Raw genomic sequence first — 19,276 nt, forward strand, 5'->3', positions numbered from 1 at the left:
CCGGCCCGTTCTGTTTGACCAAAGTCGCTAGATCGCGGCGAGCGCCTGCTCGATATCGGCGATGAGGTCGGCGCTGTCCTCCAGGCCGCACGAGAAGCGCACCATGGCCGGGGAGATACCGGCCGCGACCAGCTCCTCGTCGTTCATCTGACGGTGCGTCGCGGAGGCCGGGTGCAGGCAGCAGGTGCGCGCGTCGGCCACGTGCGTCTCGATCGCGGCGAGGCGCAGCGCCGCCATGAACTTCTCGGCAGCCGCGCGACCGCCGGCGAGCTCGAAGGACACCACTCCGGAGCCGCCCTCGGGCAGGTACTTCTGGGCGAGCTCGTGGTACGGGTCGCCGGCCAGGTGCGGGAAGCGCACCGAGGTCACCTTGTCGGAGCCCGCGAGGTACTCCGCCACGGCGAGGCCGTTCGCAAAGTGGCGCGGCATGCGCACGTGCAGGCTCTCGAGGCCCATGTTGAGGTAGAACGCGTTCTGCGGGCTCTGGATGGAGCCGAGGTCGCGCATGAGCTGCGAGGTGGCCTTGGTGATGAAGGCGCCGGCCTGACCGAACTTCTCGGCATAGACGATGCCGTGATAGGACTCGTCCGGGGTGGTGAGGCCGGGGAACTTGTCCGCGTGCGCCATCCAGTCGAAGTTGCCGGAGTCCACGATCGCACCGCCCACGCCCACGCCGTGGCCGTCCATGTACTTGGTGGTGGAGTGGGTCACGATGTCCGCGCCCCACTCGATGGGACGGCAGAAGACGGGCGTGGGGAAGGTGTTGTCCACGATCAGCGGCACGCCGTGCGCGTGGGCCGCCTTGGCAAAGCGCTCGATGTCAAGCACGTCCAGCGCGGGGTTGGCGATCGTCTCGCCGAAGACGGCGCGCGTGTTGGGGCGGAAGGCCGCCGCAAGCTCCTCCGGCGTGCACGTGGGCGAGACGAACGTGGACTCGACGCCCATCTTGGCCATAGTGTGGGCGATCAGGTTGTAGGTGCCGCCGTAGATGGCCGAGCTCGCCACGACGTGGCTGCCCGCCTCGCAGATGTTGAAGAGCGCGAAGAAGTTGGCGGCCTGGCCAGAGCTCGTGAGCATGGCCGCGGCGCCGCCCTCGAGCGCGCAGATCTTGGCAGCCACGGCGTCGTTGGTGGGGTTCTGCAGGCGCGTGTAGAAGTAGCCCTCGGCCTCCAGGTCGAAGAGCTGCCCCATGTGCTCGGAGGTCGCGTACTTGAAGGTGGTGGACTGGACGATGGGAATCTGGCGCGGCTCGCCGTCGCCCGGCGTGTAGCCGGCCTGGACGCAGCGGGTGCCGATGCTCTGCTCGCTCATGGGGCTCCTTTCGTTGTTGCCGGGTCCATGATAGCCGCTCGGCGAGAGGGGCAGCGGGCCCGTAACAAAACGGACGGCGAGAAGGGCGCGGCTACACCATCTGCTCGGGGTGGAAGACCTCGTCGAAGCGCTCGGGCGTGAGCAGGCCCAGCGCCACGCAGGCCTCCTTGAGCGAGGTGCCCTCGGCGAAGGCCTTCTTGGCCACACGCGCGGCGTTGTCGTAGCCGATGTGGGGGTTCAGGCTCGTCACCAGCATGAGCGAGCGGTGGAGGTTCTCGTCCATCTTCTCTCGGTTGGCCGTGATGCCGCTCGCGCAGCGCTCGTCGAAGGAGACGATCGCATCGGCGAGAAGACCAACGGACTGCAGGTAGTTGTAGGCGATCACCGGCATGAAGACGTTGAGCTCGAAGTTGCCCTGAGAGGCGGCCATGCCGATAGCGGCGTCGTTGCCCATGACCTGCACGGCCACCATGGTGACGGCCTCGCACTGGGTGGGGTTGACCTTGCCCGGCATGATCGAGCTGCCCGGCTCGTTTGCCGGAATCGTGATCTCGCCGAGGCCCAGGCGCGGGCCGGACGCGAGCCAGCGCACGTCGTTGGCGATCTTCATCATGTTGGCGGCGAGGCCCTTCACGGCGCCGTGGGAGAACACGAGCGCGTCCTTGCCCGTGAGCGCGCGGAACTTGTTGGGGTCCGTCTCGAAGGGCAGTCCCGTGAGCTCTGCCAGCTCCGCAGCGACGGCCTCGTCGAAGCCCGCCGGGGCGTTGAGGCCCGTGCCCACGGCCGTACCGCCGAGCGCCAGGCGATAGAGGCCCGGCATCGCGGCGACGAACTCCTCGCGGCTGCCCTCGAGCAGGCCGCGCCAGCCGGAAATCTCCTGCGAGAAGGAGATGGGCACCGCGTCCTGCAGGTGGGTGCGGCCGCTCTTGACCACGCCCTCGTTCTCCGCCTCCAGGCGGCGCAGCGTGGCCGTGAGCTGGTCGATCGCGGGCAGCAGGCGCCCCGTCACCGCAATCGCCGCGGCCACGTGCATGGCCGTCGGGAAGGTGTCGTTGGAGGACTGGCTCATGTTTACCGAGTCGTTGGGGTGGAGCGGCTTCTCCAGCGCCACGCCCCTCTCGGCAGCGAGCTGGTTGCCGCGGTTGGCCAGCACCTCGTTCATGTTCATGTTGGACTGCGTGCCGGAGCCCGTCTGCCAGACCACGAGCGGGAAGTCGGCGTCGTGCGTGCCGGCGAGCACCTCGTCCGCGGCGGCGCAGATGAGGTCGCGCGCCTCGGGCGCGAGACGGCCCAGACGCGCGTTAGCGCGGGCCGCCGCCTTCTTCACCAGCGCGAACGCGCGCACGATCTCCTGCGGCATGCGCTCGGTCCCTATGGGGAAGTTCTCATGGCTCCGCTCGGTCTGGGCGCCCCAGAGGGCATCCGCCGGGACGAGCATCTCCCCCATCGAGTCCCGCTCGACGCGCCAGCCATCGCCGGCCGCGCCCGCGGATACGCCGTTCTTCTCGGCCACGCGCTACTCCTCCTCGTCCTCGGCGTCGTCTGCCGCGACGTCCTGGGCCGGGCGGGCGTCCGCCTCGCGGCGCTCCATGCCCGACGTGATCGCGGAGACGACCTCCGCCTGGTCGCGCGCGACGATGCCGAGGTCGGCGCGGACGCCACGGAAGCGCGGGCTCTTGGAGCATTCCTCGGCGAGCTGCTTGTTGCTCCGGGCGTCGGAGAGGGCGCCGAGCTCGCGCTGGATCTCGTCCAGGTACTCGCTCATCTGCGCGCGCTCCGGCCCCAGCACCTCGCCGAGGCGCTCGGCCACGTAGCGCATCTCCTTGGTGTCCCGACGCGCGACGTAGACCGCGTCGCCGTCTCGCAGGTCGAGCCCGAAGAGGTCCTCGTCGACCTCGTTGAACATGGCGTCGAAACGCGCGCGGAAGTCATCGGCCGTCAGGCCCTTCTCGGCGACCTTGCCCTTCCAGCGCAGCGCGGACAGGTCGCGCGCGACCTTGGAGAGGCCCTTGCCCGCGTGGTGCTTGCGCATGAGCGTCACGAGCGACGAGCACTCGAGCGCGCGCTCCTTGGCGCAGGCCATGGGCAGCAGGCAGTTCTCGCCGAGCTCGCCGCTCTCCACGAGGTCGTCCACGGCCTCGGAGAGGATGTCCAGGGCACGCAGCCGCGCGGAGGCCGCCTGCAGCTCCTTGAGGGCGTGCTCGCAGCGGCGGTTCTGCTTCTTGGCCTGCCACGGCGACAGGAACTGCAGCAGGGAGCGCACGCGGCGCAGACCGATCCTGAACTCCAGCAGCCGGTCGGGGCTGTCCGGCGCGGCGAGAAACGCCTTGGCAAGTCCCGAGAGGCCCTCTGCGGCACCCGCGACGGCGCGCTCGACGGAGCCCAGCTCGTCCCAGGAGACCGCCTCGGGCGCAGCCACGAACCAGCGCAGGGAGCCGCGCTCGGACGGACCGTTTGGCAGGTCGAAGGCCGCCGCGGCGCCCTTTCCGAAGGCAGGGCAGACGTCGGTCAGGCGAGAGGCGAGCGTGTCGACGAAGGGCGCGTGGCCCACGGCCACCACGCACGGGGCCTCGGCGGCCTCGAGCTCGGCGAGGAACGCGTTGGCATCCTGCGCGTAGAGGGACTGGTGGACCTCGATGTCCTCCACGCCCAGCGACGCCGCCACGACGTCGGCGGTCTCGAGGGCGCGCACCGCGGGACTGCTCCACACGCGGGCGTCGGCGTCATCGCCGATCAGGGAGAACACGCGCGGATAGGCGACGCGCAGCGCGCGGGCCCCGGCCTCGGTGAGCCTGCGGTCCATGTCCGCACCCGAGGGCGAGCACGCCTCCGGTGCGCCGTGCCGAACGAGTACCAGCGTCTTGACCATGTCTCCCCCGTTCATCACCTGCGGTGTAGCCACCGAACCCCTAGCATAGCAATTCGCCGCTCACCGATTCGCGCGCACGGGGAGCGGCGGGCAGGCCTGCTCGCGCGGGGTCGCGAGAAAAACGGCCCCGTGTACCGGTTGGACGAGCTCAAACCGGTACACGGGACGCTTTTTCTACGCCCCGACGCCGGAAACCGGTACACGGGACGCATATTGTCGCTGCAGATGGCTGTCAGCGCACCTACACGTCCAGCCCCAAACGCAGGAACTGGTCCTCTGGCGCCTGCGCCTCTCGCATGCCACGGACGAGCAGCGCCTCCATTCGTGACAGCACAGCCTCGTCCTCGACCTCGACCGTCTGGCCGGGATCCGTCTCCAGGTCGAAGAGATGATCCTCGTTGGCGTAGGTCCCGCCATCCTTGACGAGGGCCTCGGGTCCGCTCGGCACGCGATAGACCGGGTAGGGAACTCGGGGCAGGAACCGTCCCGCCTCGATCTGGTCGCCCCTCCCCTTGCCGAGCCAGTCGCGAATCGTGGTGAGGCTCGTGGTGTACTCGAAACACTTCGACTGGTCACGTCCGCCGCGGAAGTACGTGTAGCGGCCGTCGGTCACGTTGACCGCACACCCGAACGTCCCGTAGAGCGCATAGTCATGGATCGGCTCGTTCTTCTCGACGACAGCCCTCAGGGACCTTCCCATGACCGTCTCCGGGATCTCCACGTCCTGGTAGTCGAGAATGGTGGGCATGAGGTCGATGTTCTGGGTGAGCTGGCTGCGGGACTCCCCCGCATGCGCTCCGCCCGGGAAGTGGACGATGAGCGGGATGTTCGCGATCTCGTTGTAGGCAGGCATGTAGTTCTTGCCGATGAACTCGCGCTCGCCGAAGCAGTAGCCATGATCGGTCGTGAGTATGATCAGCGTGTCGTCGTACATGCCCGCTGCCTTGAGGCGATCGATGAACTCGCCGAAGTGGCGGTCGTTCATCGTGATGAGCGCCTCGTAGCGATGGTGCAGGTGCGCCATCGCGGCATCCGTCTCCTCGTCACGCCGGTGGTACTTCGGCAGCTCGAAGAACGGGCCGTCGTAGTCGTCGCCGTAGAGGTCGAGGTAGTCCTGCGGCACGTTAAAGGGCTCGTGGGGGTCGAACGTCTCCACCATGAGGAAGAAGTCCTCCGCGCCCTCGTTTTCGTCGACCCAGCGGCGGGCCGCCTCGAAGCACTTCACGCTCGAGAACTCCCCCTCACAGGTGATGCGCGTTCGGTTGCACTGGTACTGTCGCTTGACGTCACCGAAGTAGCGCTCCGGCTGCCAGGGGTCGTCGATGAGCGAGACCCAAGGGTCGCTCTCCTGCCCGCGGAAGAACTCGTAGGTGTTGAACTGCTGACAGTAGTTCTCGCCTCCGATGCGGAAGTAGTGGGCGTGGTCGGTGATCATGTGGGAGCGCACGCCACCCCGCTCGAAGAGCACCTTGGGAAGGGTGACGTCCTCGATCTCGATGGGGCCCCAGCTTCGCTCCAGGAAGTTGGTGCGCCCGCAGAAGAAGTCGCGGCGGGCGGGCATGCAGGGCATCGATCCCACGAAGTGGCCGTCGAAGCGACAGGACTCCTCGGCGAAGCGAGCGATGTTCGGGGCGATACAGGCGGTGTCAGGGTTGTAGCAGCTCAGATGGTCACGACGCAGCGTGTCCATGAGCACGACGACAGTTCTCATAACAACCCCCTACTCGTCCTCGTCGAGGCTCGCCGCAGCATGGCGGTTTACGTACACGATGCCCTCGCGAGCACCCGCCACGAGCTCCTCCACCTGCTCCGGAGAGAAGGGCTCGGGACCGGAGAGCGCCACCTCGAGCACCAGCGGGAGGTTCATCCCGCAAATGAGATGCGTGCGCTCACCCATGAAAGGGCAGAAACGCTGCGTAACGCTTCCCCCGAGCATGTCCGTGAACACGAAGGTCTCGTCCTCGGGATTGAGCTCGCCCATAAGCGCTGCGATTCGCTCCGAGGGGTCTGTCTCCGCATCATCCACGAATGCGCAGAGGACGCGCGCGCCGTCGAATCCGGTCACGAACTCCAGCGTGTCTGCCATGCCCTGCGCGAGACGGTGATGCGAGGCGATGACGATGTTTCTCATCAAAGACTCCTAGCTCAGGATTCCGAACGCGGCGCAAACCATCGATATGGCGACGATGATGAGGATGAGCACGCTGATGGAGACCTTGTTGCTCTTCATGAGGCGGTAGCACACGAAGGTGGCGAGCACCGGCAGAAGGAACGGGAAGATCTGGTCGAGAATGGACTGAATCTCCGTGACAGACTCGCCCGCCGTATAGGTGAGAGGCGTCGTGATCTTGACCACGGAGGGGATGAGCGCGCCGGCGACGATAAGGCCGAGAACCGAAAGGGTCTCCGTGAGCATGGCTACCTTGTCGCCGAGCACGCTGATGAGCTTGGTGCCGGACTCGTAGCCGAACTGGAACATCCACACGCGCACGAACATGAAGGCGATGTTGAGCGCAAGCCAGATGAGCGTCAGCGTGATGTTGCCGTCAAGCGCAAGGCTGCCGGCGATCGAGCCCATGATCGTGGGATAGAGCACCCAGATGAGCGAGTCACCGATACCTGCCATCGGTCCCATCAGCGCGACCTTGAAGCCCTGCACGGCCTCCTTGGCCGCGATGCCTCCCTCGTCCTCGATGCCGAGAGCGGCACCCAGCACGAGGTTCGCCATCCAGGGGTGGGCGTTGAAGTAGTTGAAGTGGTTGTTCAGCGCCTCGACGTACTCGTCATCGTTGGTGTAGATCTTGCGCAGCGCCGGGCCAAGGGCGAAGACAACCGTGCCCGCCTGCTGGTACTGGTACGAGAAGGTATTCACGGCCATGGGCATCCAGCGAAGGGCGCAGCGACGGATGTCGGCCTTGGTGAGAACGGTTTCCTTACTCATCTTCGAGCTCTCCCATCACGGTGCTGTTGGCGGACGCGGCGTTCTTGTCGGCGCAGTAGCCCCAGTAGACGAGGCAGACGATGGCACCCACGATGGCGACGCCGAGCATGGACATGCTGAAGTAGGCGACGAGCACAAAGCCGAGCATGACCGCGGCAAAGAACTTGTTGGCGGGCATGTAGGTAAGCAGCAGCGCGACGCCCACCACGGGAAGCATCTTGGATGCCACGGTCAGGCCACCGGTAAACCAGGCGGGCAGCGCGTTGAGCACAGCGTTGACCATGTCGCCGCCCACGAAGACGGCGATGGCCATGGGGATGGCGGCGGTCAGGAAGCTGAGGACGGGACCGCAGAGCAGCGTGCGATACATACCCGAGAAGTTCTTCTCGTTGGCAAGCTTCTGGGCGTGCTGGACGAGGGCGCCGCAAGAGAGCTTCGCGATCACGTCGAACTGGACCATGAGCATGGCAACGGGAATGCCGATCGCAAGACCGGCCTCGACGCCGCCTCCACTCGTTGCCGCGATGGCAACCGCAACGACGACACCCACGCCATACTCGGGGACGCTCGAGCCGCCAACGGAGGCAATGCCAAGGCTCATGAGCTGCAAGGTACCGCCGATGTAGAGTGCCGTCGGCATGTCACCCACGATGAGTCCGGCAAAGACGGAGGTGATGACCGGCCAGCGCAGGCCGAAGGTCATTCCGTACTTGTCCACGGGCACAAGGCCTGCCAGGACGATGAGCAGAATGCTCTGGACGATAGATAGTTCCATGTGCTTCTTCCTTTCTTGGTCGCACTATCCCAGCAGATCAGCGAGGGGTTGGGGCTTCTCCGACAGGAGGTACTGGGCGTAGACGTCAATGCCCTTGCCGATGAGGTACCGATAGTCTTCACGCTCCTGGGCGTCCACAGTGACACGGCGGTTGACCTCGATGTAGTCCTCCTCGGGTCCGCGCTGTGCGGTGGCACCGACGTTAACCTCCTTGATGGGAACGGCAGCCTCCTCAACCAGGCGACGGAGCGTCGCGGGCTTCTTGGTGATGATGAAAATGGTCTGGCCTGCGTACTTGTTGGCCTTGAAGTTTGCGAGGGCAGTTTCCAGCGTGATGATGGAGATGGCCATCCCAGCCGGCCGCGCGAGCTTCATGCTCGCCTTGGCGATCTCGTTCTCGGCCGTCTCGTCGTCGATGATCATGACGCGCTGGGCTCCCGTCTGCGGCGCCCACTGAGTCGCGACGACTCCGTGCAACAGACGGTTGTCGATGCGTGACAGCGCTATTCGCATATCTTCCTCCTCTCCGCGCGACCGTCCCTTACGATCGCTTGACGGTAGATTAGGCAATCCGTTGCCATTTACCGCTTTTTTGCTCGGTAAATGGTTGAAAATGGTTATTTCAGTTCATGAAAATGGCCAATTTGGCATACTAGGATGCGAGCAAACTTAGGAGGCAGCCATGAGCTACGAGGAGCGTAAGCAGGCAATTCTTAATGAGCTGGCCTTTTGCAGCCACCTCTCGTTCCATGAGATCGAGAAGATCGTCGATGTGGCACCCACGACCATACGGCGCGATCTCACCCGCATGGCACAAGAAGGCGTCGTGGAGCGCTACCACGGCGGGGTGAGAATCGGCAGCGAGGTCTCCGAGTACTCCATGAACAAGAAGCTCTCCATGCACAGCGACGAGAAGCGTCTTCTTGGTAAGGCCGCTGCCGAGCTCCTCGCCCCCAACGAGCTGGTATTCATCGGTGGCGGCTCAACCACGTACTGCATGATTGAGTTCATCGAGGAGACGAGCATCTCCGTTATCACCAACAGCCTGCCCCATGCCGAGGCCTTGCACCGACGTGGCATCCGGACGTTTCTGCTCTGCGGCTTTTTGCGCACGCGCACGCGCTGCCTCGGCGGGAGTGAGACGGTCGCCCTCATGAGGCAGTACCAGTTCGACCGGGCGTTCATGGGCTCCGGCGGCATCGGGCGCGATCTTGCCGTCCTCTCCGCCGATCAAAACGAGTACGACATCAAGCAGACCGCCCTCGAGAACAGCAGCCGCTCCTACATCCTCGCAGACGCATCCAAGTTCGGTTTGACCGCCATGTATCGTTCCGACTTCCTCGGGCACCCCGGAGCCACGCTCATAACCAACAACACAGACTATGAGGGTCATGACCGCGTCATTGTCGTGAAGTGAGGTCGGCCTCCAGCGTGGCGGCCGACTGTCGACCACAAATCCCGAGCGGCGCATGAATTTTGTGGCCGTGCGGCATGCGCCGGTCGGAAATCGTGTCCGTTCGGACAAGAATCCCGAGCGGCGCGTCCTTCTCGGCATGCGCCGGTCGGGATTTGTGGTCGCGGTCGGGCACGGGTTAAAAACACCGGGTCGTCCCCGTCCTTCTCGCTGAGCGGGTTAAAAACAACGGCTCGTCCCCCTCCGCCGAGGCGCTTCGAGGGGGACGAGCCGGTATTTCTAACCCAACGGCCGCCCAAAACGGGGACAACCCGGTAGTTCTAACCCGCCGCGCGGCGGGGTGCGCCTACGCGAGCGCGAACTTCCAGATGTTGTAGGCGTTGATCAGGATGATCAGCACCATGAGGCCCATGAAGAGCTTGTCCACGGTCCTGTCGTCGATCTTGGAGTTGATCTTGCGGCCCACGATGCCGCCCAGGATGCCGCAGACCACCATCGCGGCCAGCAGCATGAGGTCAACCCCCACGTAGCCCCCGGTGACGATCGAGCTCGCCGTGCTCGTGGCCTGCGAGAACAGGATGATGTAGAGCGAGCTCGAGGCCGCGCGCTTGGTGGCCATCGTGAAGAAGTAGAAGAGCACCACGAGGTTGATCGGGCCGCCGCCGATGCCCAAAAACGACGAGCACACGCCCAGCGCGAAGCCGATCGCCAGGCACGCCGCCACGGACGTCACCTGCAGCGTGGGGATCTTCTCCTTGTAGATGGTGTAGACCAGCGTTCCCAGGGTGATCACCAAGAGGAGGCCCGCCTGTACGGCGCCCGCGGTGTTGGGGTCCGGGAAGAGCCCGGCCACCACGGAGAAGAGTTCCTTGCCCGCAAGGCCACCCACAGCCGCGCCGATGGCGAGCGGGGTGTCCGTCTTGGGGTCGATCGTCGAGGTGCCGGAGACCTTGGCCTTGAGGACGGAGTAGAGCGTCATCGAGAGGACCGTGCACCCCGACAGGAAGTTGATCGTGGCCACGTCGGCCACGCCCGTGGCGTCGAGGACGGGCTTGATGATGATGCCGCCGCCGATGCCGCAGATGGCGCCGACCGTGCAGGCAAAGAAGCTGACGAGAAGAACGAGCGCTTGCATATCAGACAGCCTCCCTTACGACTCCGTCTCGGAAGCCGCGGCGACCGGCATCCCCGGGATCTCGGAGAACTCGCTCTGGACCTGCTCGAGGTACTCGTTGGCGCGACGCTGGTCCCCGCGGTTCTCGTACTGCACCGAGAGCAGGTAGAGCAGCGTGGCCCGCTCCGTGGCCTTCGCCGTGCGCAGCTCGGCCTCCATCTCCTTGATGTAGGCGGAGCTCTTCTCGGCGAAGATCGCGTAGGTCCGCTCGCACTCGGCGAGCTGCTCTCCCTCGGCGCGCTCGCGGAGCTCCTCGAGGAGCTCCTTGGCGCGGGCGTAGTCCTCCTGCTCCACGAAGAAGTTGAAGGCGCGCAGCAGCAGCACGAGACGCTGCTCGTCGGTCGTCTTGAGCGACAGCATCTCGTCGATGATGCGCCGCGACTCCTCCTCGTCCTCGAGGCACATCTGCGCGTTGAGGCGCATGTAGAGCTGGTTGTAGCGCGGGTAGATGAGCCTCACGACGGCACGGTCCAGGAGGCGCAGGCACCCCTCGAAGTCACCGCGCGCGAAGAGCGCCTCGTACCTCGAGAAGACCAGGCGCTTCTGGACCTCCGTGTAGACGAGCGAGACGACGCAGACCACCACCAGGATGATGCCTATGAGCTGCCAGTCCATACCTCTCCTCTCGGGGCGTACCCCGTCCTGCGGCCGCCGCTCTCGGCGCCCTAGTTCCTCTCGAGCATGGTCTTGGGCGTCCTGCCCACCACGAGCTTCCCGTCCTGGACGTAGCCCTCCTCGCGGTCGCGCAGCTCCTCGACGAGGATCGCGCGCAGCTCGGCGATGCGCTCCGCGCAGGCGGGGTCGCCGGCGAGGTCGTGCTCCTCGCGCGGGTCGTGCTCGAGGTCGAAGTAGCGCTCGACGCCCGTCTGCGTGAACCAGACGTACTTGTCGCGCTTGGTCACCACGTACTGGTTGGACTGCTCGCGGCTGCCCGAGTGCTCGCCGTGGAGGTAGTCGCGCTCGAGCGGGTGCTCGCCCGTGATCTCGCCCTTGAGCGAGGAGCCCTCCACGCACGCAGGTACCGGCGCGCCCACGAGGTCGAGCAGCGTGGGCATGACGTCCATGAGCTCGGCGACCGCGTCGGAGCGGCGGGGCGTCGGACGCCCGCCGGGCAGGACCTTGGAGCCCACGCGCACGATGAAGGGGATGCGCGTGGAGCCCTCGTAGGGCAGCACCTTGCGGAAGGAGCTGTGGTCGAAGAGCATCTCGCCATGGTCAGCCGTGAAGATCACCACGGTGTTCTCGTACGTCTCGTCGTTCTCGAGCGCCGTGATCAGGCGGCCGATCTGGTGGTCCAGGTGCGTGATGCAGCCATAGTATCCGGCCATGGCCTCGTGGCGCAGCGTGGCGTCGCGGCAGCCGTGGACGCTGTCCAAAATCATGCCGTCGCGCTCGGTGGCCTCGACGTCGTCCCAGTCGCCGTGCGCGGGCTCGCGCAGCTCGCGGTCCAGGTAGCTCTGGTAGTAGGCCGCGGGCGGGTCGAAGGGCGGATGCGGGCGCACGAAGCTCGCCATGAGGAAGAACGGGCGCGTGCGGTCGCGCGTCTCGAGGAAGCGGATGGACTCGTCGACGACCCAGTTGGTGGGGTGCAGGCGCTCCTCGTAGACCCATGGGCGGGCGATCCAGGAGTTGTTCTCGACGCCGGTGCCGTTGACGTCCGCCGCAGGTCCCAGCTCGGAGCGAAGGAAGCGCAGGTAGTCGTCAGAGACGTCCTGGTGCATCCAGTGCGGGCGGTTGGCCTTGCGGTAGAAGCCGATGTAGCCATCGTGCAGGCGCATGTGCTGGAACCCGCAGCCCAGACGGGGCGGGTGCACGTGCATCTTGCCGACGAGCGCCGTCTGGTAGCCGGCCGCTCCGAGCTCCTCCGGCAGCATGTGCTCGTAGCGCCAGGGGATGCCGTCCTGGTAGCCCACGCGGCCGTTGGTCGCGGGCGTGGTGCCCGTGAGCAGCGACGCGCGCGCCGGGATGCAGCTCGGGCACGCGACGTGGGCGTTCTCGAAGTACGTGCCCTGCGCGGCGAGCGTGTCCAGGTACGGCGTCTTGACGTCCGGGTGGCCGTCGAACCCCAGGCAGTCCCCCCGGAACTGGTCGCACATGATCAGAACCACGTTGGGACGGGCGCTCTCCAGACCGTCCGTGACAACGCTTGGCATGGCTCCTCCCCTGCCCTTCTCGCGGGATGACCCGCGTCCTAGCCTGCGAGCATGCGCGCCGCCCGGGCCAGCCCGTCGTAGGCGTGCTCGAGAAACGCGCGATATCCGCAGTAATCCTCATCATAGTACGCAGCGTTCAGGCGCTTGCAGTTGCGGTGGCAGATGCCCTCAAAGGGGCAGTCCGCGCACGCGGAGCACTCCCGGCGCGGCTCGGCGAGGAACGCGCGCATGGTCTCGCACGTCGCCATCTCCTCGAGCGTGTCCTCGCACACGTTGCCGCAGCGCCACTCGTCCAGCGCGAAGAAGTCGCACGGGTAGACGTCCCCGTTGCTCTCGACCACGAACTGCGGGGCACAGCGCCCGAGCATGCCGCACGCCTGCGGGTACTGCCCGAGGCTCATCTGCATGACGTTGTCGAAGAGCCCCACCGAGAAGTAGCGACCCGCCTGGACCTCGCGCAGCCACAGGTCGAAGAACGTGCGGTAGAACGAGAAGAACGCGCGGGGCGTGAGGGCGTACTCGGCCCCCTCGCCGTCGAAGCCGGCGAGGCAGGGAATGAACTGCACGTAGTCGATCTTCTCGCGCGTCAGGAACTTGAAGACGCGCTGCGGGTGCCGGGCAAGCTGGGCCGAGAGCACCGTGAGCACGTTGAAGTCCACGCCGGCCTCGCGCAGCATCCCCACGGACTCCATGACGCGCGCGTGCGTGGGGCCGAGCGCGATGTCCTTGCGAAGGCTGTCGTGGAGCTCGCGGTAGGCGTCAACCGAGACGCCCACGAGGAAGTCGTGCTCGCGGAAGAAGGCGGCCCACTCGGGCGTGAGCGTGTGGGCGTTGGTCTGCAGCGCGTAGCTCACGGTCTGGTTGGTACGGCGCTCGCCCACGTAGGCCGTGAAGGCGCGGAAGAAGTCCAGGCCGGCGAGGGTGGGCTCTCCGCCCTGGAAGGCGAAGGTGACCTGCGCGTCGTCACCGAGGCCGAGCGCGCGGTCGATCAGCGCGCGCATGGTCCTCTCGCTCATGCGCTCCCGCACCGCGTGCGCACGGTGGTCTGCGACGTCGCGGTAGAAGCAGTACGAGCACCGCATGTCGCAGGCGCTCGAAGCCGGCTTTATGAGGAAGCTGACGTACTTCACGGCTGCCTTTCGAGGGCGCGGCCCCGCCCGGACGTCGCCTGGACGGGGCCGCCTATCTTCGGTCGAGAAGAGCTTACACCCGGCTCCCGCCTACGCGAGGCCGAGGCGCTCGAACTGCTCGGCCGGGGCGGCGTGCTCGGTGAGCCCGCGCTTGAGCAGCTCGATCATGCGCTGCTCGGCGGCCTCGTTCTCGCCCACGAGGTCGTGGGTCTGGCCGTAGTCCATCTCCAGGTCGAAGAGCTTGGACTCGTGGACCTCCTCGAGGCAGTCCTCGCGCTGGTCGATGTTGGCGGGCTTGGTGCACGGGAACTTGTAGACCGGGTAGTCCGTCCACGAGAGGAAGCGGCCCATCTCGATCTGGTCGACGCAGTCCGTGCCCATCTTCTTGCGGATGGTGTGAGGGATGGCCGCGTACTCGTAGCAGGGCCGGTTGCCCGGAACCGGCGCGCGGAAGTAGGTGTAGCGGCCGTCGGTCACGTTGACGGTCATGGCGTGCACGCCGAAGAGCGCGTAGTCGCGCGTGGGGGCGTCGGCGTCCGTGGCGAGCGGCATGAGCGAGGTGCCCATGACGGTCTCGGGCACGGGGCAGCCGTGCGCCTCGAGCACCGTGGGCATGATGTCGATCGCCTGGGTGAGCTGATGGGCCCGCTCGCCGGCGCGCTCGCCGTGGGGGTACTTCACGATGAGCGGCAGGTGCGCGTGCTCGTTGTAGAGATGCATGTAGTTCTTGCCCAGGTAGTCGCGCTCGCCCAGGAAGTAGCCGTGGTCGGTGGTCACGATGATCGTCGTGCCCTCGTACACGCCCTTCTCCTTGAGCTTGTCGACGAGGGTGCCGAACCAGTGGTCGGTCATCGTGACGAGCGCCTTGTAGCGGCGCTGCACGTAGTCGACGGCGCTCTGGGGGATGTCGGTGTCGGAGACGCGCTTGTAGGGCGGGATCTCGAAGTAGTCGCGGTCCAGCCCGTCGTTACCACCGTACTCCTCCATGTACTTGTCGGGCACATCGAAGGGCTCGTGCGGGTCGAAGGCCTCCACCATCAGGAAGAAGTCGTCGTCACCGGCGTTCTCGTCGATGAAGTCGCACGCGGCGCGGAAGGTCTTGGGCGAGGGCATGTCCTCCTCGTTGGGCCACGTCTCGCGGTTCTTCTGGTACTGCTCGCGCACGCGCCCGTAGAAGGTCTCGGGCATGTTGTCGGGCTCGTCGATGCGGCTGATCCAGGGGTCGCCCTCCTGGCCGCGGAAGAGCTCCCAGGTGTTGAAGAGCTGGAGGTAGCCCTCGCCACCCGTGCGGGCGTAGTGGCAGTGGTCGGTCTTGATGCAGGTGTAGACCCCACCGGCGCGCAGGCTGTCCACGAGCGTCACGTCGAAGGGCTCGATCGGGCCCCAGGGGCGCTCGAGGAAGTTGTAGCGCCCGCACATGATGTCGCGTCGGGCCGGCATGCAGGGAGCGGAGCCGATCCAGTGGTTGTCGAAGACGACGGAGTCCTGCGCGAAGGCCTCGAGGTTGGGGGTGCGCGCGCCCCTCTCGGGGCAGTAGCACGAGAGCGCGTCGCGGCGCAGGGTGTCCATCAGAACGAGAACGGTCCTCATTGCTGCTCCTCCTAGCTATGGAAAGACGCCCCGCCCAGAGGGGTGGGCGGGGCGCCGAGAAAGGGCGGCTTCTTACGCGAAGATCTTGGGGAAGCCGGGGATGTAGTAGTTCAGGGCGAAGAGCACCAGGAACACGGCGATGATGCCGAGGATGATCTGGGCGGAGTTCTTGCCCTGGCCCTTCTTCAGCAGACGGTAGCAGATGAAGGTCACGATGATCGGGAGCAGGCACGGCAGGACGGAGTCCAGCTGCGTCTGGAGCACCAGCGGGTCGCCCTCGTCGAAGGCGAACTCGATGGCGGTGGAGAGCTTGACCGTCGTGGCGATGAGGCCACCGGTGACCATGACGCCGAGGACGTTGGCGGCGTCACCGAGGCGGTCGAAGACCTCGACGCCGAACTTGTCGACGAGCGACATGCCGGACTCATAGCCCTTGTGCAGGCCGAAGTACTTGAGCGGCCAGTAGAGCAGGTTGATGAGCAGGAACATCACGATCGGGCCGAGGATGCTGCCGTTGGCGACGCACAGCGAGGCGCCGATGGAGCCCGCGATCGGGAACCAGGTGAGGTTGAGCAGCGAGTCGCCGATGCCGGCGAAGGGGCCCATGAGCGAGGTCTTGATCGCGGTGACGGTGTCCTTGTGCTCCTCGTCGGTGTTCTCCTCGACGGCGGTGGCGATGCCGAGGATGAACGGGATGGCGATGGGGTGCGTGTTGAAGTACTCGAGATAGCGCTGCATCGCCTTGACGCGCAGCTCCTTGGGGGCGTCCTTGTAGAGCTCCTCGAGGACCGGCGAGACGCAGTAGGTGAGCGAGAGGGACTGCATGCGCTCGTAGTTGTGGGCGAACTGGCAGCCCTGGGTCCTGAGGAGGACCTTGTTGAGCGTCTTCTTAGAAATCTTACCCATTAGAGATCATACTCCTCGTCCTCGTCGCTGGCAGGGGCTGCAACGGCTGCGGTGGCCTGGGCCTTCTTGCCGCTCTCGACGACGAAGTCGTAGAAGCCGGCGGCCGCGGCGGCCACGAGGGCGATGCCGATCGTCGGGACCTTGAGGAAGGCGGCGAGCACGAAGCCGCAGATGAGGAAGATCCACATGTTCTTCTTCATCATCATGGTCAGCAGCATCGCAAGGCCGACGGCGGGCATGACGCCACCGGCGGTCGAGAAGGCCGAGAGGACCCAGGGCACCTGGTTCTGCAGGAAGGTCATGATGTCCTCGACCACGAACGAGCCGATGCCCGTGGCGATGAAGACCGGGATGGCACGGGTCAGGAAGAAGCACACGGCGCCGCACCAGAAGTACTTGTTGATGGACTTGAACTCGCCGCTCTCGGCAGCCTTGTCGGCGCCGTGCAGGAACGTGATGTTGGTGGTCATCACGAGGATGTTGAGCTGCTGGACGAGCGTGGCGGTCGGGATGCCGATGGCCACGGCCAGGGCGATGGCGCTCGCGGAGTCGCCGCCGGACATGATGCCGAGGGCAGCGCCCACGATGGTGCCGGAGATGACATCGGGCGGCACGTAGGCGCCGATGTTGTTGACGCCGAGCCACATGAGCTCCATGGTGGCGCCGATCATGATGGCAGTGGTCATGTCACCAAGGATGATGCCGACGCCCACAGAGGCGAGCAGCGGCTTCCTGAATCCGAGGTGCGGGCCATACTGGTCCCAGGTACAAAGACCCGCCCAGATGGCAAGCAGCAGTGCTTGGATCATTTCTCCTCCTTCTATCGACTAACGTCCTGCCGACGGCGCGCCCTCTCCGCGCCGGACTGGCTGGCTGGGAAACTACGCCTCCGCGTGCGCTCCGGAGAGCAGGTCGGAGACGGCGACCTTGGGGTCGCGCGTGGTGGGCTGCATCCAGCACTCGACGCCCATCGCCATGAGCTTCTCGAGCGCCTCGCGCTCCGCGGGGGTGACGGACATGTTCTTGTGCAGGCGGGTGCGCTCGTCGTTGAAGCGCATGCCGGAGACGTTGAGGTAGTTGAACTCGAGGCCGTTCTCGCGCAGCTTGAGGGCGTCGACGGGGTTGGTGAACAGCACCATCGTCACCTTCTTGAGCTCGGTCTTCTTGAGGACGTCGATGAACTTGTCCACGCCGAAGACGGAGACCTTGACCTTGGGGACGGCGAGGCCCGCCACGGACTTCTGGACGGGGTCGTTGGCGACCTTGTCGTCAACGATGATGACCGACTCGATGCCGTTGTCGGGGATCCAGGTGGAGGCGAGCTGGCCGTGGATCAGGCGGTCGTCGATGTCTACGAGCTTGAGTGGCATGTCTTTCTCCCTTTCTCGCGTGCTTCCGTGCAGTGCCTTCGCCCCGGGCGATCCCTTCCCCGCCGCGGGGCCGCGTGCCTAGAGGTCGAGGTCGTCCTCGTCGCCGTCCGAGGCCATCTCGACCTTGATCTCGGCGAGGGTCTGGGCGTGGGCAGCCTCGATGAGCTCGCGGATCTCATCGGCGCTGGACGCCGTGTCACGCGAGAGGAGGAGCTCGATGAGCACGGGGAGGCTCAGGCCGGTGAAGGCGACCATGTCCATGCCCTTGAGGATGCTGCGGGAGATGACGTTGAACGGCGTGCCGCCGTGGATGTCGCAGATGGTGACAATGAGGTCGCAGTCCGCCTTGAGCTCGGCGTATGCCTGCGCGAACTCCCCCTCGAACGTCTCGGCCGACTTGTCCGCCGTGAGCGCGAGGGCGCGGACGTCCTCCTGGGGGCCGGCGACCATCTCGACGCTGCCCAGCGCCGCCCTCGCGAACTCGCCGTGGCTCGCAACGATAACGCCAACCCTCATGCTGCTCTCCCCTTCTACCACGTACCGGTTCAAAACGAGAGAGGGTCGGACGCTGCCGCACACAACCCTCTCACAAATACGAACTTCTTACGTGACAATTTGTTTGTTTTTGTTCGTTTGAACTATAGCCGTTGATTGTGCGAACTCGCCCGAGATTTGACGGTTTGGTGACGCAGCGGCCGTGGGCGGTCAGGATTTATCGGCGAGCGCGAGCGCTTCTGTTCGCTCTCGTGTTCAAAAGACGCGCGGTCCCGCTATCCTATAACGGAGAGAAAGCGAGCCCGCGATGCTCAAGACCGAACGACACGACACGATCGTCGAGATGTGCCGCGCCCGCGGCACCGTCACCGTGCGCGAGATCGCCGAGATTCTCGGCGTCTCGGACATGACGGTGCGCCGCGACCTCACGGAGCTCTCCGAGGAGGGTCGCCTGGTGCGCTTCCGCGGCGGCGCCAAGACGACCGACTCCACGCTCGGCCGCCCGCTCATATGCGAGCCCTCCCACCTCGAGCGCCAGCTCCTCCACATCGACGAGAAGACCCACATCGCCGAGCTCGCCGCGTCGCGCGTGCAGGAGGGCGACACGATCTTCCTGGGCTCGAGCACCACCGTGGAGCTCGTGGCGCAGAACCTCCCCAACGTCCCGCTGCGCGTCGTCACCAACAGCCTCCCGATCTTCAACCTCTTCGCCGACGGCGACAAGCGCGAGATCATCCTCATCGGCGGCGCGTACCGCCACCACTCGGGCACCTTCATGGGCGCCCTGGCGGAGAGCGCGCTCTCCTCGCTCGGCTTCGACAAGGCGTTCATCGGCGTGAACGGCATCCGGGACGGCTCGCTCTACACCTCGTACTTCGACGCCGGCCGCCTCTACCAGATCGCGCTCGAGCGCGCCCGCGAGCACCTCATCCTCGCCGACTGGAGCAAGATGGACATGCTCGGGTTCTACGCCTTCCACGACCTCATGCCCGACGACATCGTCGTGACCGACCCCGCGGTCGGCGAGGAGTACCTCGAGTCCCTGCGCACCTACTGCAACGTCATCCTGTGACGCCCGCGGGGTCGTTTCCGCCGGACCCCGTCATTCTTGCGTTTCTCGCCCCACAATGTTCGGAATTGTTCTAAAT

19 protein-coding genes are annotated in these 19,276 nt (G+C 65.8%); 2 read left to right on the forward strand and 17 right to left on the reverse strand.

What is annotated here, in order from left to right:
* Positions 1-27: 27 nt before the first annotated feature.
* From INF26_RS05645 to INF26_RS05680, 8 genes are all read right to left on the reverse strand, one after another.
* Positions 28-1,311: an O-acetylhomoserine aminocarboxypropyltransferase/cysteine synthase family protein gene (locus tag INF26_RS05645; RefSeq protein WP_193529782.1), complete on the reverse strand. Its 1,284-nt coding sequence runs from the start codon at positions 1,309-1,311 to the stop codon at positions 28-30.
* Between the two features lie 91 nt (positions 1,312-1,402).
* On the reverse strand, positions 1,403-2,824 hold the full coding sequence (gene fumC, locus INF26_RS05650) for a class II fumarate hydratase (RefSeq protein WP_332307319.1): 1,422 nt from the start codon (positions 2,822-2,824) through the stop codon (positions 1,403-1,405).
* Between the two features lie 3 nt (positions 2,825-2,827).
* Positions 2,828-4,213, reverse strand: a complete 1,386-nt coding sequence (locus tag INF26_RS05655) for a CHAD domain-containing protein (protein ID WP_193529784.1) — start codon at positions 4,211-4,213, stop codon at positions 2,828-2,830.
* Between the two features lie 208 nt (positions 4,214-4,421).
* A complete protein-coding gene (locus INF26_RS05660; protein WP_193529786.1) occupies positions 4,422-5,891 on the reverse strand; it encodes a sulfatase-like hydrolase/transferase in 1,470 nt (489 codons plus the stop codon).
* Between the two features lie 9 nt (positions 5,892-5,900).
* On the reverse strand, positions 5,901-6,311 hold the full coding sequence (locus INF26_RS05665; RefSeq protein WP_193529788.1) for a PTS sugar transporter subunit IIA: 411 nt from the start codon (positions 6,309-6,311) through the stop codon (positions 5,901-5,903).
* Between the two features lie 9 nt (positions 6,312-6,320).
* The gene (locus INF26_RS05670; protein WP_193529789.1) at positions 6,321-7,121 is read right to left on the reverse strand and encodes a PTS system mannose/fructose/sorbose family transporter subunit IID; all 801 of its coding nucleotides are present in this window, start codon (positions 7,119-7,121) and stop codon (positions 6,321-6,323) included.
* A complete protein-coding gene (locus INF26_RS05675; RefSeq protein WP_193529791.1) occupies positions 7,114-7,896 on the reverse strand; it encodes a PTS mannose/fructose/sorbose/N-acetylgalactosamine transporter subunit IIC in 783 nt (260 codons plus the stop codon). Before INF26_RS05675 ends, INF26_RS05670 begins: the two co-directional genes overlap by 8 nt.
* Positions 7,897-7,920: 24 nt before the next feature.
* Positions 7,921-8,409 (reverse strand): PTS system mannose/fructose/N-acetylgalactosamine-transporter subunit IIB, encoded by a 489-nt coding sequence (locus tag INF26_RS05680; protein ID WP_193529793.1) that lies wholly within the window; start codon positions 8,407-8,409, stop codon positions 7,921-7,923.
* Between the two features lie 169 nt (positions 8,410-8,578).
* Between INF26_RS05680 and INF26_RS05685 the strand changes: the two genes are divergently transcribed.
* Positions 8,579-9,313: a DeoR/GlpR family DNA-binding transcription regulator gene (locus INF26_RS05685; protein WP_193529795.1), complete on the forward strand. Its 735-nt coding sequence runs from the start codon at positions 8,579-8,581 to the stop codon at positions 9,311-9,313.
* A gap of 343 nt (positions 9,314-9,656) precedes the next feature.
* Here INF26_RS05685 and INF26_RS05690 read toward each other — a convergent pair whose 3' ends face one another.
* The 9 genes from INF26_RS05690 to INF26_RS05730 form a co-directional block, all read right to left on the reverse strand.
* On the reverse strand, positions 9,657-10,445 hold the full coding sequence (locus INF26_RS05690; RefSeq protein WP_193529797.1) for a sulfite exporter TauE/SafE family protein: 789 nt from the start codon (positions 10,443-10,445) through the stop codon (positions 9,657-9,659).
* A gap of 15 nt (positions 10,446-10,460) precedes the next feature.
* A complete protein-coding gene (locus tag INF26_RS05695) occupies positions 10,461-11,099 on the reverse strand; it encodes a tetratricopeptide repeat protein (RefSeq protein ID WP_193529799.1) in 639 nt (212 codons plus the stop codon).
* Between the two features lie 50 nt (positions 11,100-11,149).
* Complete coding sequence (locus tag INF26_RS05700; RefSeq protein WP_193529801.1) at positions 11,150-12,637, reverse strand: arylsulfatase; 1,488 nt, start codon at positions 12,635-12,637, stop codon at positions 11,150-11,152.
* A gap of 38 nt (positions 12,638-12,675) precedes the next feature.
* Positions 12,676-13,767, reverse strand: a complete 1,092-nt coding sequence (locus tag INF26_RS08620; protein WP_193529803.1) for a radical SAM/SPASM domain-containing protein — start codon at positions 13,765-13,767, stop codon at positions 12,676-12,678.
* Between the two features lie 90 nt (positions 13,768-13,857).
* Complete coding sequence (locus tag INF26_RS05710) at positions 13,858-15,357, reverse strand: sulfatase (protein WP_193529804.1); 1,500 nt, start codon at positions 15,355-15,357, stop codon at positions 13,858-13,860.
* Positions 15,358-15,429: 72 nt separating this feature from the next.
* A complete protein-coding gene (locus INF26_RS05715) occupies positions 15,430-16,263 on the reverse strand; it encodes a PTS system mannose/fructose/sorbose family transporter subunit IID (protein ID WP_193529806.1) in 834 nt (277 codons plus the stop codon).
* Complete coding sequence (locus INF26_RS05720; RefSeq protein WP_193529808.1) at positions 16,263-17,072, reverse strand: PTS mannose/fructose/sorbose/N-acetylgalactosamine transporter subunit IIC; 810 nt, start codon at positions 17,070-17,072, stop codon at positions 16,263-16,265. The genes INF26_RS05715 and INF26_RS05720 overlap by 1 nt, the downstream gene beginning before the upstream one ends.
* 72 nt (positions 17,073-17,144) lie before the next feature.
* Positions 17,145-17,633, reverse strand: a complete 489-nt coding sequence (locus INF26_RS05725) for a PTS system mannose/fructose/N-acetylgalactosamine-transporter subunit IIB (protein WP_193529809.1) — start codon at positions 17,631-17,633, stop codon at positions 17,145-17,147.
* A 78-nt stretch (positions 17,634-17,711) separates the two neighbouring features.
* Positions 17,712-18,149 carry a PTS sugar transporter subunit IIA gene (locus INF26_RS05730; RefSeq protein ID WP_193529811.1) on the reverse strand — a complete coding sequence of 146 codons (438 nt, stop codon included), beginning with the start codon at positions 18,147-18,149 and terminating at the stop codon, positions 17,712-17,714.
* Positions 18,150-18,435: 286 nt separating this feature from the next.
* Here INF26_RS05730 and INF26_RS05735 point away from each other — a divergent pair, with 286 nt between their 5' ends.
* Positions 18,436-19,200, forward strand: a complete 765-nt coding sequence (locus INF26_RS05735) for a DeoR/GlpR family DNA-binding transcription regulator (RefSeq protein ID WP_193529813.1) — start codon at positions 18,436-18,438, stop codon at positions 19,198-19,200.
* Positions 19,201-19,276: the final 76 nt, after the last annotated feature.

It is taken from the genome of Thermophilibacter gallinarum (assembly GCF_014982725.1).
Classification (GTDB): Bacteria; Actinomycetota; Coriobacteriia; order Coriobacteriales; family Atopobiaceae; genus Thermophilibacter; species Thermophilibacter gallinarum.